Source organism: Kitasatospora saccharophila (assembly GCF_039529925.1).
GTDB classification, from domain to species: domain Bacteria; phylum Actinomycetota; class Actinomycetes; order Streptomycetales; family Streptomycetaceae; genus Kitasatospora; species Kitasatospora saccharophila.
Genome location: NZ_BAAANS010000040.1, coordinates 70158 through 85130 on the forward strand (window position 1 = coordinate 70158; position 14973 = coordinate 85130).

Here is a 14973-nt window from a genome sequence, read left to right on the forward strand (position 1 = left end):
TCCTGGTCGCGGACCGGCGGTGGTACGCACGCCGACCGACTGCCGTGGAAGCCGGGCGCGCGGGCGAACCCGTCAGCCTCCCCCTCTGTCATCGGTACCTGAGAGCTTCACGCGTCCGGGCCGGGGCCCGGACGGCTTGCACCGTCGGCGAGGGCGGGGACGGCCGGCTCCGGTGCCGACGGTCCTGCCCTGCTTTCCAGAGTGACCTGTTCTCGCTCGGTACGGATGCCTGAGAGATTCCGGGGAGGGGTTGCTCCTTCGGCGTCCCGCACCCCCCTGTCCGGCGGGGTCGGGACTCTCCCGAGCGGGCTCGGCGGTCGCCTCCGAGGTTACCAGCGCGGGCCTCGGGGATCACCGGTGCGGCCCTGTGATCTGCCCCGGACGGCGGTGTCCGGAGTGCCGCCGTCCGTTACGTGACGTTTGGTGTGAAGTGGCGGCCCGGCAGGCTCCTCCGACCGCCTCCCGGACATCCCTGAGGAGCGGCAGGACTGGAGGACAGCGTGCAGACCGATATCGATCCGCGCGACCTGATCGGGCACAAGGCGGTCGACCGGAACGGTGACAAGATCGGCACGGTCGACGAGGTGTACCTGGACGACGCCACCGGCGAGCCGGAGTGGGCGGCCGTCCGCACGGGGATCTTCGGCCGGGACGCCTTCGTCCCGCTGACCACCAGCGAGTTCGCGGGCGACGAGTTGCGCGTCCCGTACGACAAGTCGCTGATCAAGGAGTCCCCGGACTTCGGCGTGGGCCAGCACCTCTCGCCCGCCCAGGAGTTGCAGCTGTACCGCTACTACGGGCTGGACACCGGCGGCGACGCCGGCTCGGAGCCCGCGGCCCCGGCGGCGAAGGCGGCGGAGGCCGGAGCGGCCGGAGCGGCCGGAGCGGGGGCGAAGGAGCACCAGCGCCAGGAGCCCGCGGTGGACCGCGATTTCGGCACCCTCGCCTCCTCCCCCTCACCCGCCCCGGCCCCGGCCCCCGCGCCCGCGCCCGCGCCCGCCGCCGCGGATCCGGCCGCCGCCGCTGCCACCGCCGCCCCCGCCCCGGCCGCCTTCACGACGGCGAAGGCGGCGCCCGCGCCGACCCGGCAGGACGCCCAACAGTCCCAGTCGCAGTCGCAACCCCACCAGGCCCAGCCCGAGGGCCGGGCGGCGGTGGAGCCGACCGCGCCGGTGGAGATCACCTGCCGCGAGGAGCGGATCGACATCAGCACCGAGTGGCACGAGGTGGGCACCACCCGGCTGCGCAAGTACGTGACCACCGAGCAGGTGGAGCGCCGGGTGCCGGTGGTGCGCGAGCGGGTGCGGGTGGAGCGGATCCCGGTGTCGGACGCGGAGCGGGCGGCGCTGAGCGAGCAGGAGATCGCCGAGGCGGTCGAGGAGGTCACCCTGCACGAGGAGCGCCCGGTGGTGCGCAAGTACCTGGCGCCGATCGAGCGGGTGCGCCTGGTGGTGGAGCGGTACACCGAGGAGGAGGTGGTCCGCGAGGAGCTGCGCCGCGAGCAGGTGGAGGTGCACGACGCGACCTCCGGTGCGGGCGGGGACGGCGAGGCGCCGCAGCAGCGCCAGCCGTGGAACGCGCAGCCGCAGTCGCCGACGGCGGCCCGGGCCCAGCAGGCCGCCGCGAACGGCGGCCCGGAGCACACCCGTCCGGAGCCGCTGCGTTCCTGACGGCGCCCCGGTCGCCCGGCCCCGGCCCCGGTCCGCTCCGGCGGGCCGGGGCCGGGCGCTTTGCCAAAACTTCACCAATCGATATTTGACATGCTGAAGCATCTCCCGACATCGTTACTTCAGTTCATGCACTATCGCCTGTCTGAAGCAACCTGTCGGAGGAGTCCCCGTGAGTGAGGCACCACAGCCCGCCCCCACGGCCAGCGAGCCCACCAGCGCCCGGGTCCTGCCCGCCCTGATCCTGGCCATGCTGGCGTTCAGCGTGGTGCAGACCGCGGTCGTCCCGATCCTGCCGGGCCTGGCCCGCGAGCTGAACGTCTCGGGCTCCAGCGTCACCTGGCTGATGACCGCCAACCTGCTGTCCGCCGCGGTCCTCACCCCGCTGCTGGGCCGCTTCGGCGACCTGCGCGGCCGCAAGCCCATGCTGCTGGTCTCGCTGGCCGGCCTGGTGCTCGGCTCCGCCCTCGCGGTGGGCACCCACTCCTTCACCTGGCTGGTGGTGGCCCGGGTGCTGCAGGGCGCGGGCGGCGGCGTGCTGCCGCTGGCGATCAGCATCGTCCGCGACGAGCTGCCCCGGCACAGGGTCACCGGCGGCGTCGCCGCGATCTCCGCCTCGATGGGCGTCGGCTCCGGCCTCGGCCTGGTCGCCACCGGCCTGCTGCTGGAGCACTGGAGCTACAAGTCGATCTTCTGGATGGGCCTGGTCTTCGGCCTGGTCGCCGTCGCCCTGGTCGTCCTGCGGGTGCCCGCCGACCCGGTCACCGACAAGGAGGGCGGCGCCGACCCGCTCGGCGCGCTCACCCTGGCCGGCTGGCTCTCCGCCCTGCTGATCGCCGTCAGCCAGGGCAACCACTGGGGCTGGACGTCCACCCGCACCCTCGGCCTGTTCGCCGCCGCCGCGGTGATCGCCCTGGTCTGGCTGCTCGTCGAGTCCAAGGTCGCCCACCCGCTGGTCGACCTGTCGATGATGGCCCGCCCCGCCGTCGCCTTCACCAACCTCTCCGGCCTGCTGATCGGCTTCGGCATGTACGGCTCGTTCATGGTGATCAGCAACTTCGCGCAGACCCCGGAGCAGCTCGCCCACTACGGCTTCACCGCCACCGTCCTGCACGCCGGCGTCATGCTGCTGCCCTCCGCGATCGGCTCGATGGTCGCCGCCCCGCTCGGCGCCCTGCTGATCGCCCGCCGCGGCCCCCGCCTCCCGCTGGTCCTCGGCGGCTTCCTCGGCGCCGTCTCGATGGCCTACCTGGCGCTGCGCCACGGCGCCGAGTTCGACCTCTACTTCTCCTCCGCGGTCTTCGGCCTCGGCGTCGGCCTGGCCTACGCCGCGATGCCCGCCTACATCAACGGCGCCGTCCCCGCCGAGCAGTCCGGCATCGCCAACGGCATGAACGCCGTGCTGCGCACCGTCGGCGGCGCGATCGGCACCGCCGTGATGAGCGCGATCCTCACCGGCAACACCCTCAAGCTGCCGCTCCCCGTGCAGCTGCCCACCGAGGGCGCCTACCAGAACGCCTTCTGGGTGGCCGGCGCGATGTGCCTGGTCGCCGCCGCCGTCCCGTTCGCCATCCGCGCCGGCCGGCCCGCCCCCGTCCTCCCCGCCGAGCAGGCCGCCCCGGCCCTCACCAAGACCGACGCCTGACGGCGTCCCTCGCGTCCTGGACACACGCGAGCAGCCACGGGTCCCCCGCACCAAGGGCATCGGTGCGGGGGACCCGTGCTGTCCACCCGCCCCGGCACCGCGGGGAACCGCCCCCCGCCACCGCGTTCACCCGGTCCCCTCCCCCGCCGGAGACCTGAGCGGCAGCGCCCCCGAAGCCTCCAGCTCCTCGTCGCCCACCGCGAACGTCCGGACCCGGCCCACCCCCGAGTACGGCGTCTCGAAGCGCACCGTCACCCGCCCGACCCCGCTGCCCTGCACCCAGCCGGGCCCGAACTCGCGGTGCGTCACGTCCTGCCCGGGCCACCAGCGGCGAGCCGCCGGGTCGACCCGCACCACCTCCTCGACCGTCTCCTCGACCACCGCCGCCGTGCCCGACTCCCGTTCCTCCCGCTCCAGTTGGGCGAACAGGTCCTCCTGGGTGTAGTCCGCGAGCTGGGCCACGCCGACGCCCAGCAGCCGCACCCCGCCCGTCACGTCGACCTGCGTCGCCAGTCGGCGCGCCGTCGCCGCGACCACCTCCTCGTCGTCCGTCGGCCCGCGCAGCGTCTCGGAGCGGGTCAGCGTGGAGAAGTCGAACCGGCGGACCTTCAGCACCACCGTCCGCCCGGAGCGCCCGGCCGCCCGCAGCCGGCGCACGCACCTCGCGGCGAGCTGCTCGATCTCCTGCAGGATCCGCTCCCGGTCGGCGAGGTCGACCTCGAAGGTGTCCTCCACCGACACCGACTTGGCGTCCCGGTCCGGCACCACCGGCCGCTCGTCCCAGCCGATCGCCATCTGGAACACGCCCGCGCCGTGCGCCTTCCCGAGCAGCCCGACCAGTTCCTCGAACCCGGCCTCCGCCAGGTCCGCCACCGTGGTCAACCCGGCCCGGCGCAGCGCCTGTTCGGTGGCGGGACCGATCCCGGGCAGCGCGCGCACCGGCATCGGGGCGAGCACCGACCGCTCGGAGCCGGGCTCGATCAGCACCAGCCCGTCCGGTTTGGCCCGCTCGGAGGCGATCTTGGCCATCAGCTTGGACCCGGCCACGCCGACCGACGCGGTCAGCCCGGTGCGCTCCACGATGTCCGCCCGCAGGTCCTCGGCCACCGCCAGCACCAGCTGCGCCCCCTCGGCCGGCGTGGTCGCGGCGGCCAGCGCGGGCCCGTACGGCCCGGCCTCCAGGTCGACGAACGCCTCGTCCAGGCTGAGCGGCTCGACCAGCGGGGAGCGCTCCCGCAGCAGGGCCATCACGATCTCGCTGTTGGCCCGGTACGCGTCGAACCGGCCGGTCAGGAACGCCGCGTTCGGGCAGAGCCGGCGGGCCTGCGCCATCGGCATCGCCGAGTGCACGCCGAACCTGCGGGCCTCGTAGGAGGCGGTGGAGACCACGCCGCGCCCGCCCAGGCCGCCGACGATGACGGGCTTGCCGCGCAGGCTCGGCTTGGACGCCTGCTCCACCGCGGCGAAGAAGGCGTCCATGTCGAGGTGGATGATGCTCGGCACGGTCCGCACCGTCCGATCATCCCGCGTCGCACTGACATTCCCGCCGCCTACCCGTTCGGGCCGGCCCCCGCGTCGGCGTCCCCGCCCGTTCCCCCGCCCGGGTCCCCGTCCTCCCCCGCGTCCGCGAGCGCCCGGGCCACCCCGTCCTCCCGCGGCCCCAGCAGCGTCGGGTCCGGCCGCAGCAGCACGTTCGCCGCCGCCTTCACCGCGCCGCCGATCTCCCGCAGCCCGCCGTACTTCCAGGTGGTGTCGTGCCACTCCTCCACCCCGACCGCGTACGAGTCGATCCCGGCGGCCCGGCACAGCGCCAGCGCCCGCCGGACGTGGAAGGTCTGACTGACCAGCAGCGCCCGGTCCACGCCGAAGATCCGGTGCGCCCGGCTGCAGGAGTCCCAGGTGTCGAAGCCCGCGTAGTCGCCCACCACCCGCACCGCGGGCACCCCGCGCTCGATCAGGTAGGCGCGCATCGCGTCGGTCTCGTCGTACTGGACGGTGCCGTTGTCGCCGGTCACCAGGATCGCCCGCACCTTGTGCGCCCGGTACAGCTCCAGCGCCGCGTCCAGCCGGTGCGCCAGGTACGGGGAGGGCTCGCCGTCCATCAGCCCGGCGCCGAACACCACGGCGACGGGGGCCTCGGGCGCGTCGGCCACCGTGCCGACCCTCGCGGACTCGGCCAGGTACAGCCAGGCGCTCGGCGCCAGCCCCAGCACCGAGCAGAGCACCACCGCCTGGAACCAGCGGCGCTGGCGCCGCCGGTCCGCCGGTCGCACCGCCAGCCACCCGGCCCGGGCCCGCCGCCCCGCGCACCTCAAGATCGTCGACACACCGGCCAGGACGAACGGGACGCCCCCGCCGGTTCCCCGGCCGTGGGCCCGCTCAGACCGCGCGGTTGCGGCGCTGCGCCAGTTCGTCGCCCGGGTCGTTGCCGACCAGCGTCTCGCCGGTGTCGGTGCGCTCGCCGTGCAGCCGCCCCAGCGTGCTCTCCAGCTCCTGCCAGACCGCGCCGACCGCGATGCCGAACACGCCCTGCCCGCCGTTCAGCAGGTCGACGACCTGCTGCGGCGAGGTGCACTCGTAGACCGTCGCGCCGTCGCACATCAGGGTCAGCCCGGTCAGGTCCGCCCGGTCGGCGGACTGCAGGTGGGTGACGGCCACTCGGATGTTCTGCAGCGACACGCCCGCGTCCAGCAGCCGCTTGACGATCTTCAGCAGCAGAATGTCCCGGAAGCTGTACAGGCGCTGCGCCCCGGCCGGGTACGCCGAGCGCACCGAGGGCTCCAGCAGGCCGGTGCGCGCCCAGTAGTCGAGCTGCCGGTAGGTGATGCCGGCGGCGGCGCAGGCCGTCGGCCCGCGGTAGCCGACCAGCGCGGACGTCGGGGCGAGCCGCTCGATCGCGGGCTGCCCGGGCTGGACGGCCGGGAAGCGGCCGAGCCTCGGCAGCTCCTCGGCCTCGGGCTCGGGCCGCCAGGGCCGCCCGATCAGGGCACGGCCGGCCCGCGGCACGTGCACCACGCACAGCGCTCCGGAACGCGTCTCGTCGCCGGTGCCGCTCATCGCCAACCTCCGTCCATTCCGCCCAAGGCCCCACGGGACCCGCAGGAGCCCCACCGGGCCCCGGGCTGCGGGTGGCCCGTCCGGCGGGCCATCACCTGACGGTAGGCAGTCGCCCAAGCACCGTCAACGATCGCCACGCCGGGGGCTTCCACAAAATTCACCCCATCGAGTGGTTATTCGTGCCCCATGCGTGGGTAGCAGAACGGATTTCCGGCCCAACCGAGTTGCGACCCGCGGCCGACCGGGCTAGCGCACCGGATCCCCGCCCGACCAACCCGGCCGCAGCGGGACACCGGCCGCGCCCGGCCCCGGAACTACTGCGGACCGCCGCCGAAGTCCTCCGGCGAGACCTGGTCCAGGAACTCCCGGAACTTCTCGACCTCGTCCTCCTGCTCGTCCGGGATCGAGATGCCGGCCTCCGCCAGCACCTCCTCGCTCCCGTAGATCGGCGTACCGGTGCGCAGCGCCAGCGCTATCGCGTCCGAGGGGCGCGCGCTCACCTCGACACCACCGGCGAACACCAGCTCCGCGTAGAAGACCCCGTCCCGCAGGTCGTTGATCCGCACCTCGGTCAGTTGCTGGCCGAGCGCACCGAGCACGTCCTTGAACAGGTCGTGCGTCAACGGGCGCACCGGCGTCATGCCCTGCTGGGCGAAGGCGATGGCGGTGGCCTCACCCGGCCCGATCCAGATCGGCAGGTAGCGGTCACCGCCGACCTCCCGCAGCAGCACGATCGGCTGGTTGGAGGGCATCTCCACCCGGACACCCACGACGTCGAGCTCATTCACACCAGCAACCCTATGGCGCGCGCCCCCGATAGGAAAGCGCAGCAGGCAGCGGCCACCGCGATCAGGACCGCCGCCCGCCCGTCCGCCACCGGCCGTTCAGGACCGGGCCCGCAGCCCCGCCTGCACCATCGCCGCGTGCAGCCGCACCGACAAGGTGGCCAGTTCCCGCGCCGTCGCCTCCGCGTGCGCCCGGGTCTGCGGGTTGCGGTGCCGCCGCAGCGGCGCCACCACCTGCTCCACCAGCGCCACCTCGCGCTCGGCCGCCGCCTTCATCGCCCGCAGGTGCCGCGGCTCCAGGCCGAACCGGCCCAGCTCCGCCACCAGCCGCGCGATCTGCAGCGCCTCGCCGTCGTACCCGCCGTCCGGGCCCGGCTGCACCAGGCCGTACGCCTCCCACTCGACGAGCTCGCGCTCCTGCGCCTCGGCCGCCGCGATCAGCTCGGCCCGGCCCAGCCGCACCCCGCCGACCGCCGTGGCCGCGGCCGCCAGCTCCCGGTCCGCCTCCTCCAGCGGCCCCGGACGGGACTCCGCCCCCGGCAGCGCCGGCGGCTGCTCGCCGCGCTCGATCGCGTCCAGGTGCTCGCGGATCACCCGCAGCGGCAGGTAGTGGTCGCGCTGCATGCGCAGCACGTACGCCAGCCGCTCCACGTCCGCCGCCGAGAACTTCCGGTAGCCGGACGGGGTGCGCTGCGGCTCGACCAGGCCCTCGGCCTCCAGGAAGCGGATCTTGGAGATCGTCACCTCCGGGAAGTCGTCCCGCAGGAAGGCCAGCACCGCGCCGATCGACAGCAGCTCGTCACCCCGTCGGCGCGCCTCGCCCGTGCGGCGCGAGGCCGGCACGGGCGAGGACCCGAGGGACGGGGTAGGAATCTGTGGGGTCACTCGGGCTCCAAACGGAGAAGTGGTCAGTACCCCCGGTGGTGACTGGCGAAGAACACCAGCCGGTACTTCCCGATCTGCACCTCGTCACCGTTGCTGAGCAGCACCTCGTCGATCCGCTCCCGGTTCACGTAGGTGCCGTTCAGGCTGCCCACGTCCGCGACCGAGAAGCCGCCGTCGTGCTGCCGACGGAACTCCACGTGCCGACGCGACACCGTCACGTCGTCCAGGAAGATGTCACCCTGCGGGTGCCGCCCCGCCGTGGTCACGTCCGAGTCCAGCAGGAACCGGCTGCCCGAGTTCGGGCCGCGCTGCACGATCAGCAGCGCCGAGCCCGGCGGCAGCGCGTCGATCGCCGCCATCACCTCGGCCGACAGGGCCGGGGTGGCGCCCGTCGAGGTCGCCGTCGGGTCGTACGACTCGATGCCGGAGATCGAGATGGTCGAGGTGGTCTCCACCGCGCCCTCCGGGAAACCGCCGCCACGCAGCTGGGTCCCGCAGTTCGAGCAGAAACGGGCCTGCGCCGGGTTCTGGTTCCCGCACCGCGGGCACGGGCTGGTGCCAGCCATGTTCACAGCCTCCTGGCGCGGCACACCCGACTGGACGTGCCCGGCATAGGGGTCCGGGGCAAACCCTCCACCGGAGGTTGAGGGTCCTGCCGGGAAACCTATGCGCGGCCCGCCCGCCGAATCAACCGACGCGCCGTAGCCCGCGTCGAACTGCCCGGTCGGGATGCCCGCGCCCTGGGTCACGTCGTCCCGGTACATCGGACGCTGCCCCTCCGGCGCCGGACGCATCGACGGCACCCCGGCGTCCTCCTGCCGGTAGCGCGCGGTCGGCGCCTCGGCCGCCTTCTTGTTGCGGCCGAACAGCTTCGAGAAAAAACTCACGGGCGAATCCCCTTGCGTGTGACAGAACCGCCCGCGGGGCAGGGTTCAAGGCTCGGTGTGGCGGTGGGACCGGCATCGGACCGGAGACTGACGAACGGTAGGACCCAGTGTCGCCGACCCGCCGCGGAAACCCACCACCGGGGGTTGCCCGCAGCTGACGAACCGTACGGAGCGCGCCCCGTCACTTCGCCGCCGGCTTGCCGTACTGCAGCGGCTTCGGCGTGGCCAACGCGTCCACCAGTACCTTCTGCTGCTGGACGATGGTCGCCCGCGCCTGGTGGTTCTCCAGGCTGCGGACCACCCCGCCGGGGATGTTCAGCGCCGGGGCGAGGTCCTGCGGGTTGCCCACCACGGTGAAGCGGAACGGCTGCGAGACGTCCTTCCCGTCGATCCGGACGCCACCGCCCGACGAGTTGTCGGTGAAGTAGGTGCCGGCCACCACCCGCACGTCGTTGATCTGAATCGCCTCCGCCCCCGCAGCTCGGAGTTCCTGCAGGGTGTCCAGCAGCATATCCGCCTTCACCTGCCCTTGGGGATCATCGATCGTCAGCACGATGCCCGGACCGGTCGCCTGCTCCGTCCCGGCCAGCACGCCCAGCTCGGCCGCCTTCTTCCGGGTCTGCTCCTGGGCCTCCTTGGCCTGGTTGGAGGAGTTCTCCAACTGGGCCAGGGACTGTTCGAGCTGCGTCTTCTCCGACTGGAGACGCTGCTGCTTGCCGTCCAGTTCGTCGAGGATCCGCACCAGGTCCTCCTGCCGGGCCCCGCGCAGCTCGCTGTGGTCGTTGGTCGAGCGCACCTGGATGGCCAGCGCCAGCCCCAGCGCGAACAGCAGCAGCGCCACCACCAGCTGGCCCCGCGACACCCGCGGCGGCCACACCGCCGCCTTCAGCCGGGTCCGCCCGTCCGACGGCAGCTGCACCGGCTCCCGCGGGACGGCCGCCGCCACCACCGCCGGCCCGGGCCGCTCCGCCGCCGCGTCGGCCTCCGCGTCTCCGTCCCCGTCCCCGTTCCCGGGCGTGTCCTGCGGTGCTTCCCCTGCCTCGGCGCCGGACCCGGCCTCGGCCCGGGCGGCGGCCGGCAACTCCTCGGCCCGCTCGCCCGCCTCCCGCTCGTCCCGCTCCCGCGGCTCCTTCTCCTCGCTCACAGCCGCTCCCTACGCCCTGAACACGTGCCGACGGATCGCCGCCGCGTTCGAGAAGATCCGGATGCCCAGCACGACCACCACGCCGGTGGACAGCTGCGACCCGACGCCCAGCTGGTCGCCCAGGAACACGATCAGCGCCGCCACCACGACGTTCGACAGGAACGAGACCACGAAGACCTTGTCGTCGAAGATCCCGTCCAGCATCGCCCGCACGCCGCCGAACACCGCGTCCAGCGCCGCCACCACCGCGATCGGCAGGTACGGCACCACCGCGTTCGGCACTTCGGGCTGCACGAACACGCCGACGACCACGCCGATCACCAGACCCAGTACGGCAATCACGGTGTAGCAACTCCTGTTCCGGTGGAAGGGGAAGGGGAAGGGGACTTCGCGGTCGACCGCGCGGACTTCGACGGGGCCGCGCTCGGCGAACCGGACGACGCACCGGACGGCGACGGCGGCGGGCTCGGCTCGCCGGAGGTCCCCGCGGACGGCTCGGGGGAGGTCTCCGGCCCGGCGATCCGGAGCGTCACGCCCAGCGCCGCCGGCAGCGTCAGCGACTTCTGCGTCGACAGCGTCGAGCGGATCCCGTAGCTGTCCTCGATGATCTTGAGGTAGTGGCCGCCCTCGTTGTCCTGGAACGCCTGGGCCAGCCGCGGCCCGTCCCCGATCGCCAGCACCGTGTACGGCGGCACCAGCGGCCGGTTGTCGACCAGGATCGCGTCACCGGCCGCCCGGATCGCCGACAGCGCGGTCAGCCGCTGCCCGTTCACGGACACCGCCTCCGCCCCGGCCAGCCACAGGCCGTTCACGGCGTACTGCAGGTCGTGGTCCTTGACCCGCCCGTTCTTGCCGTAGCCGCCGCCGTTGCGCGGATCGCTGACGTTGCCGCCCGAACCGCTCCCGGACGCGTCGTCGATCACCAGCTTGACGCCCGGCCCGGTGATCTCCCCCGTGCCGGTCTGCGCGGCCAGCGCCGCCGCCCCGCTGTCGTCCCCGGTCTGCAGCGCCGCGTCCTGGGCCCGCTCGACCTTGTCGCGGTCCTGCTCGACCTGCCGCTGCAGGGCGTCCGCCGCCGCGTTGGCCTCGTTGACCCGGGTGACCAGGGCGTCCCGCTCCTTGGCCAGGACGGGCGCCGCGGCGTGCGTGTTCACCGCCCCGACCGTCACCACGACCGCCGCCAGCGCCAGCCCGAGGGCCAGCACCAGCCGGCCCTTGGCCGTCGTCGGCAGCCGCGAGCTGCCCTCCGCCCCGCGGGCCCGGGCCGCCTCCGCGTACCCGTCGTCGAGCGAGTGCTCCATGACCGTGGTCAGCAGGGACATCGAGGCGTCCGGACGGCGGAAGCGCCCCTCCGGATCACTCGGCGTCGGCGTTGCTGGCATGCGGGACATCGTTTCACGACCACGCGGTGCCCCACGACCAGCTCCCGGCCCCGCAGGACGGTTTCGGCACAGGATCGTGACAAACCAGGGTGGGGGCGGGCCCACCGGGCCCGCCCCCACCTCACTTCCCCCGCACTACCTCCCGGCGCCGTCCACGACCGCGGCCCACTCGTCGAGCAGCTGCTCGGTCGCCTCGTCGTCCGGGCCCTCGGCCCACAGGTGGGTGACGGCCTCCGCCGGGTCCGGCAGGACCAGCGTCCACCGGCCGTCCGGCTCGACCACCCGCACGCCGTCCGTGGTGTCCAGCTTCCGGTTCCCGGCCGCCTCCACCACCGAACGCATCACCATGCCCTTGGCGGCCCACGGCGTCGCGATGTCCCGCTTCTGGATGTGCGCCTGCGGGATCCGGGCGTCGATCTGGCTCAGCGTCAGCTGCGTCCGCGCCACCAGGCCGACCAGCCGCACGAACGCCGCCGCCCCGTCCAGCACCCCGGAGAACTCGGGCACCACGAAGCCGCCGCGCCCGTCCCCGCCGAAGACCGTGCCGTCCGCCGCCGCGGCCTTCGCCAGGTCGTCCGGCGAGGTCGTCGTCCAGATCACCTGGGTGCCGTGGTACGCCGCCACCTGCTCGGCGATCCGCGTGGTCGTCACCGGCAGCGCCACCTGCCCGGAACGGCGCTCGGCCGCCACCAGGTCCAGCAGCACCAGCAGCGCCCGGTCGTCCTGGATCACCCGGCCGAGCTCGTCCACGAAGGACACCCGCTCACCCACCGGGTCGAACCGCACGCCGAACGCGGCCTGCGAGGACGCCACCAGCTCGCCCAGCCTGGCCAGCGCCGCCCGCCGCTCGTCCGCGCCCTCGGTCGGCCGCGCCTCGTCCAGACCGCCGGCCACCGTCAGCGTCTCCACCCCGAGCCGCCCCAGGATGCTCGGCAGCACCAGCCCGGCACTGCCGTGCGCCGCGTCCACCACGACCTTCAGCCCGGCCTCCCGCACCCCCGAGGTGTCCACCGCCCGCAACAGGTTCGTCGCGTACGAGTCGAACACGCTCGCCGGGTGCAGCAGGTCGCCGATCTCGCCCGGGAACGCCCGCCGGAACTCCTGCCGCGAGTACACCCGGTCCAGCTTCCGCTGCCCGGCCTGCGACAGGTCCGCCCCGCGCTCGTCGAAGAACAGGATGTCCAGCGAGTCCGGCACCCCCGGCGTGGTGCGCAGGAAGATCCCGCCCGCGCTCCCCCGCGCCGTCGCCTGCCGGGCCACCGGCATCGGCACGTTCTCCAGGTCGCGGACGTCGATCGCGCTGGTCTGCAGCGCCGAGATCATCGCCCGCTTCAACGCCCGCGCACCGCGCGAGTGGTCACGCGCGATGGTGACCGTCGCGCCCTTCTTCAACGTGGTCGCGTACGCCCCCGCCAGCCGCACGGCCAGCTCCGGCGTGATCTCCACGTTCAGGATGCCCGACACGCCCCGCACCCCGAACAGGTGCTCCTGGCCGCGGGACTCCCAGATCACCGAGGTGTTGACGAACGCGCCGGCCTCGATCGTCTTGAACGGGTAGACCTTGACGTTGCCCGCGACGATCGACTCCTCGCCGATCAGGCACTCGTCACCGATCACCGCCCCCTCGTCGATCCGCGCGGCCCGCATCACGTCGGTGTTCTTCCCGACCACGCACCCGCGCAGGTTGCTCTGCGGCCCCACGTACACGTTGTCGTGCACCACGGCCTTGTGCAGGAACGCCCCGCGCTTCACGACGACGTTCGACCCCAGCACGGTGTGCTCGCGCAGCTCCACGCCGGCCTCGACCTTGGCGTAGTCACCGATGTACAGCGGCCCCCGCAGCACCGCCTCCGGGTCCACCTCCGCGCCCTCGGCCACCCACACGCCCGGCGAGATCTCGAACCCGTCCAGCTCGACCTGGACCTTCCCCTCCAGGACGTCCGCCTGGGCCTTCAGGTAGCTCTCGTGCGTGCCCACGTCCTCCCAGTAGCCCTCGGCGACGTAGCCGAACACCGGCTTGCCCTCCTTGAGCAACTGCGGGAACACGTCGCTCGACCAGTCGACCGACTCCCCGGCCGCCACGTAGTCGAAGACCTCCGGCTCCATCACGTAGATGCCGGTGTTCACGGTGTCCGAGAACACCTGCCCCCAGGTCGGCTTCTCCAGGAAGCGCTCGACCTTCCCCTCGTCGTCCGTGATGGTGATACCGAATTCCAACGGGTTCGGCACCCGGGTCAGGCACACCGTCACCAGTGCGCCCTTCTCCCGGTGAAAGGCGATCAGGTCGGAAAGGTCGAAGTCCGTCAGCGCGTCCCCGGAGATGACCAGAAACGAATCGTCCCGCAGCGCGTCCTCGGCGTTCTTCACGCTGCCCGCCGTGCCCAGCGGTGTTTCCTCATTGGCATAGGTGAGGTGCATGCCGAGTTCCTCACCGTCACCGAAGTAGTTCTTGACCAGCGAGGCCAAGAACTGCACGGTCACCACGGTGTCGTTGAGGCCGTGCCGCCTCAGCAGCCGTAGCACGTGCTCCATGATCGGCCGATTGGCCACCGGCAGCAGCGGCTTGGGCATGCTGGAAGTCATGGGGCGGAGTCGAGTGCCCTCCCCGCCCGCCATCACAACGGCTTTCATTACGGGTGCGTCCTCCTTCGCGGTGGTGAACCCCTGCGGGTCCATCAAACCGGTCCGACGCATCCCTACCCGGAAGAAAACGTCCGACTCACCGTGGAGGGCGTGTAAAACGTCTCATGCTGATCTCAAACGGCAGCCGAACGCTCCGCCTGCAGGATCTGCCGGGCCTGCACCGCATACAGGGCACCGGCCCACCAGTACAGCGTCGTCCCCCACCAGATGAACGCCCAACTCACCACTCCCGCAACCTGGTGCACCCACCCCTCGCCCACCCCCAGCAACAGGAGCGGAAACGCGTACATCAGATTGAACGTGGCCGCCTTCCCCAGGAAACTCACGTTCAGCGGCCCGTAACCCGCCCGGTTGAGCCGCAACAGCACCACCCCGACGAACGCCTCCCGCGCCACCAGCAGCGCCGTCAGCCACCAGGGCAGGATCTCCCGCCAGGTCAACCCCACCAGCGTCGAGACGATGTACAACCGGTCCGCCGCCGGGTCCAACAACTGCCCCAGCCGGCTGATCTGCCCCCACCGCCGGGCCAGCTTCCCGTCCAGGTAGTCACTGACCCCGCTCAGCATCAGGACGACGATCGCCCACCCGTCGTTCTTCGGCCCCCCGAAGACCGGCCACAGCACCAACCACAGGAAGATCGGCACGCCCACCAGCCGAGCCATGCTCAACAGGTTCGGGATCGTGAGGACCCGGTCGGTCTGAACGCGCGTCTCCTGGACCTCCACGGTGCGGAGCCTCCTGTACTAACCACCGACATGTGCGGGACTGACCCTACAACAAGAAAGCCCCCCGACTTCCCGTCGGGGGGCTTTTCCTGAATGATTGTTCGGCGGCGTCCTACTCTCCCACAGGGTCCCCCCTGCAGTACCATCGGCGCT

General features: G+C 72.8%; 13 protein-coding genes and 2 riboswitches. Of the genes, 2 read left to right on the forward strand and 11 right to left on the reverse strand.

Annotation, left to right across the window (positions count from 1 at the left end; translation table 11 throughout):
• Nucleotides 1-78: 78 nt before the first annotated feature.
• Nucleotides 79-205: riboswitch (glycine riboswitch) on the reverse strand.
• A gap of 2 nt (nucleotides 206-207) precedes the next feature.
• Nucleotides 208-313: riboswitch (glycine riboswitch) on the reverse strand.
• A gap of 187 nt (nucleotides 314-500) precedes the next feature.
• Both ABD345_RS26525 and ABD345_RS26530 read left to right on the forward strand, forming a co-directional pair.
• Nucleotides 501-1670: a PRC and DUF2382 domain-containing protein gene (locus ABD345_RS26525; protein WP_344555339.1), complete on the forward strand. Its 1170-nt coding sequence runs from the start codon at nucleotides 501-503 to the stop codon at nucleotides 1668-1670.
• A 169-nt stretch (nucleotides 1671-1839) separates the two neighbouring features.
• Nucleotides 1840-3312, forward strand: coding sequence for an MFS transporter (locus ABD345_RS26530; protein ID WP_344555341.1), 1473 nt, complete (start codon nucleotides 1840-1842; stop codon nucleotides 3310-3312).
• Nucleotides 3313-3438: 126 nt separating this feature from the next.
• On the opposite strand, the gene ABD345_RS26535 is transcribed toward ABD345_RS26530, so the two are convergent.
• From ABD345_RS26535 to clsA, 11 genes are all read right to left on the reverse strand, one after another.
• The gene (locus ABD345_RS26535) at nucleotides 3439-4824 is read right to left on the reverse strand and encodes a DNA polymerase IV (RefSeq protein WP_344555343.1); all 1386 of its coding nucleotides are present in this window, start codon (nucleotides 4822-4824) and stop codon (nucleotides 3439-3441) included.
• A gap of 38 nt (nucleotides 4825-4862) precedes the next feature.
• Nucleotides 4863-5639: a SanA/YdcF family protein gene (locus tag ABD345_RS26540; protein ID WP_380272545.1), complete on the reverse strand. Its 777-nt coding sequence runs from the start codon at nucleotides 5637-5639 to the stop codon at nucleotides 4863-4865.
• Between the two features lie 52 nt (nucleotides 5640-5691).
• A complete protein-coding gene (locus ABD345_RS26545) occupies nucleotides 5692-6369 on the reverse strand; it encodes a MerR family transcriptional regulator (RefSeq protein WP_344555344.1) in 678 nt (225 codons plus the stop codon).
• A 314-nt stretch (nucleotides 6370-6683) separates the two neighbouring features.
• On the reverse strand, nucleotides 6684-7157 hold the full coding sequence (locus ABD345_RS26550) for a bifunctional nuclease family protein (RefSeq protein ID WP_030463664.1): 474 nt from the start codon (nucleotides 7155-7157) through the stop codon (nucleotides 6684-6686).
• 96 nt (nucleotides 7158-7253) lie between these two features.
• Nucleotides 7254-7997 (reverse strand): transcriptional regulator FtsR, encoded by a 744-nt coding sequence (ftsR, locus tag ABD345_RS26555; RefSeq protein WP_344555351.1) that lies wholly within the window; start codon nucleotides 7995-7997, stop codon nucleotides 7254-7256.
• 65 nt (nucleotides 7998-8062) lie between these two features.
• Entirely contained in the window at nucleotides 8063-8926 is an 864-nt protein-coding gene (locus tag ABD345_RS26560) for a double zinc ribbon and FHA domain-containing protein (RefSeq protein WP_344555353.1), read from the reverse strand.
• Nucleotides 8927-9107: 181 nt separating this feature from the next.
• Nucleotides 9108-10070 (reverse strand): DUF881 domain-containing protein, encoded by a 963-nt coding sequence (locus ABD345_RS26565; RefSeq protein ID WP_344555355.1) that lies wholly within the window; start codon nucleotides 10068-10070, stop codon nucleotides 9108-9110.
• A 9-nt stretch (nucleotides 10071-10079) separates the two neighbouring features.
• Nucleotides 10080-10412 (reverse strand): small basic family protein, encoded by a 333-nt coding sequence (locus ABD345_RS26570; protein WP_043908904.1) that lies wholly within the window; start codon nucleotides 10410-10412, stop codon nucleotides 10080-10082.
• Nucleotides 10409-11461 carry a DUF881 domain-containing protein gene (locus ABD345_RS26575; RefSeq protein WP_344555356.1) on the reverse strand — a complete coding sequence of 351 codons (1053 nt, stop codon included), beginning with the start codon at nucleotides 11459-11461 and terminating at the stop codon, nucleotides 10409-10411. Before ABD345_RS26575 ends, ABD345_RS26570 begins: the two co-directional genes overlap by 4 nt.
• Before the next feature lie 126 nt (nucleotides 11462-11587).
• Nucleotides 11588-14083 carry a sugar phosphate nucleotidyltransferase gene (locus tag ABD345_RS26580; RefSeq protein WP_344555357.1) on the reverse strand — a complete coding sequence of 832 codons (2496 nt, stop codon included), beginning with the start codon at nucleotides 14081-14083 and terminating at the stop codon, nucleotides 11588-11590.
• Nucleotides 14084-14208: 125 nt separating this feature from the next.
• Entirely contained in the window at nucleotides 14209-14820 is a 612-nt protein-coding gene (gene clsA / locus ABD345_RS26585; RefSeq protein WP_344555359.1) for a cardiolipin synthase ClsA, read from the reverse strand.
• Between the last annotated feature and the right edge of the window lie 153 nt (nucleotides 14821-14973).